We start from the raw sequence: 796 nt of genomic DNA on the forward strand, positions 1-796 counted from the left end.
ATTCATATATAGGCTCTGAACACATTCTTTTAGGAATAATAAAAGAAGGGACAGATACTGGAGCACAAATTTTAGATAAATTGGGAATAGATTACCAAAAGGCAAAAAAAGCTACTCTTGATATTGTAGCTACTGGTCAAGGACCTACAGTTGCCTCTGTTTCTTATACGCCAAGAACTAAAAGAATTTTTGAACTTTCTTTTGATGTAGCAAAAGAATTAGGAAATAGATATGTTGGAACTGAACACTTGCTTCTCGGCATTTTAAGAGAGGGGCAAGGCGTTGCTATTCTTGTTCTAAAAAGATTAGGCATAGATATTATTAATTTAGAAAATGATATTTTAAATAACTTAGATGAGTATGAAGAGGAAAATGAAGAAAATCCATCTCAAGAAAGTTTAAATAAATTTACAATAGATTTAAGTAAAAAAGCCCAAGAGGGGAAAATTGACCCCATAATTGGTAGAGAAAAAGAAATAAAAAGAGTTATTCAAGTTTTATCAAGAAGAACAAAAAATAATCCTGTCTTGATAGGTGAGCCGGGTGTTGGTAAAACTGCTATAGCTGAAGGACTTGCCCTTAAAATTTTTAATGGAGATGTGCCTCAAATTATGGCAGATAAGAAAATTATGACTCTTGATGTTTCTGCATTAATCGCAGGATCAAAATATAGGGGAGATTTTGAAGAAAGACTAAAAAATGTAGTCAAGGAAGCCGAAAATAATAAAAATATAATTTTATTTATTGATGAAATGCACGTAATAATTGGTGCAGGTGCAGCAGAAGGAGCTATGGA

At 32.2% G+C, this 796-nt stretch carries 1 protein-coding gene; it reads left to right on the forward strand.

Translation table 11 applies throughout. From position 1 onward, the window contains the following. Positions 1–796 (forward strand): Clp protease N-terminal domain-containing protein (locus tag HMPREF9131_RS00170; RefSeq protein ID WP_009344701.1); only part of this gene is annotated, 796 nt, incomplete at both ends.

This window comes from Peptoniphilus sp. oral taxon 836 str. F0141, from assembly GCF_000179335.1.
Classification (GTDB): domain Bacteria; phylum Bacillota; class Clostridia; order Tissierellales; family Peptoniphilaceae; genus Peptoniphilus_A; species Peptoniphilus_A lacrimalis.